The following is a 1,398-nucleotide window of genomic DNA, read 5'->3' on the forward strand; positions in this document are numbered from 1 at the left end:
GCTGATGGTGAAATACATCCGCAAGGGCCCCTATCAGGACGTCGCCGAGACCGAGGACTGGATGCGCCGCCACGAAGCGCGGCTGAAGACCTCGGACGATGCCGTCACCATGCCTGCGGAGTAAGACACCATGATTTTGCATGATCTGATCAGTCTCGATGTGCTGCGGGTGATCTGGTGGGGCCTGCTGGGCGTGCTGCTCATCGGCTTTGCCGTCACCGACGGCTTCGACATGGGCGTGGGGGCGCTGCTGCCCTTCGTCGCCAAGACCGATGACGAGCGCCGCGTCGTGATCAACACCGTCGGCCCGGTCTGGGAGGGCAACCAGGTGTGGTTCATCCTCGGCGGCGGCGCGATCTTCGCCGCCTGGCCGCCGCTCTATGCGGTCAGCTTCTCGGGCTTCTACCTCGCGATGTTCGCGGTGCTCGCGGCGCTGATCCTGCGCCCGGTGGGCTTCAAATACCGCTCGAAGCGCGAGGGCCATCCCTGGCGCAACGGCTGGGACTGGGCGCTCTTCGTCGGCGGCGCGGTGCCGGCGCTGATCTTCGGCGTCGCCGTCGGCAATGTGCTGCAGGGCGTGCCGTTCCAGATCACCGAGGATCTGATGCCGCTCTACCCCGGCGCCTTCTATGCGAAGTTCCTCGGGTTGCTGAACCCCTTCGCGCTGCTCGCGGGCGTGGTCTCGCTGACCATGCTGCTGCTGCATGGCGCGGGCTGGCTGACGCTGAAGACCGAGGGCGCGGTGCAGCGCCGCGCGATCGCGATCGGTTCGGTCGCGGGGGTCGTGGCGATCGCGGCCTATGCGCTCGCGGGCGTCTGGCTGGCCTATGGCATCCCGGGCTATGCGCTGACCTCCGAGGTCGCGGCGAACGGGCCGTCGAACCCGCTGCTGAGCACCGTCGCGCATCAGGGCTCCTGGCTGGCGGCCTATGCGCTGCGGCCCTGGATCGCGATCGCCCCGGTGCTCGGCATCGCCGGCATGGCGCTGGCGATCGTGGCCATGCGCAAGGCGAGCGGCACGGCGCTGATCTTCTCGGGCCTCGCGATCCTTGGCGTGATCGCCTCGGTCGGGCTGACGATGTTCCCCTTCATCCTGCCCTCCTCGATCCAGCCCGACGCCTCGCTCACCGTCTGGGACGCCTCCTCCTCGCATCAGACGCTCTTCGTGATGCTCGTCGTCTCGGTGATCTTCGTGCCGATCATCCTTGCCTACACCGCCTGGGTCTACAAGGTGCTCTGGGGCAAGGTCACCGTCGCCGAAATCACCGAAAACAAGAACGCCTACTGAGAAAGGACGCATCCCATGTGGTACTTCGCCTGGATCCTCGGCCTCCCCCTCGCAGCCCTCATCGCCGTCGCAAACGCAATGTGGCTCGAAATGCTCAACGATCGGAAGAT

Annotated in this window: 2 protein-coding genes; both read left to right on the forward strand. The window is 66.5% G+C overall.

The features are described from left to right. Nucleotides 1-130 precede the first annotated feature (130 nt). A complete protein-coding gene (gene cydB, locus EOW65_RS19790) occupies nt 131-1,288 on the forward strand; it encodes a cytochrome d ubiquinol oxidase subunit II (protein WP_128152392.1) in 1,158 nt (385 codons plus the stop codon). Nucleotides 1,289-1,303: 15 nt separating this feature from the next. After that, on the forward strand, nt 1,304-1,398 hold a 95-nt coding region (gene cydX, locus EOW65_RS19795; RefSeq protein ID WP_121535055.1), incomplete at its 3' end, for a cytochrome bd-I oxidase subunit CydX.

Origin of the sequence: Paenirhodobacter ferrireducens, from assembly GCF_004022265.1 — a bacterium.
Classification (GTDB): Bacteria; Pseudomonadota; Alphaproteobacteria; order Rhodobacterales; family Rhodobacteraceae; genus Rhodobacter; species Rhodobacter ferrireducens.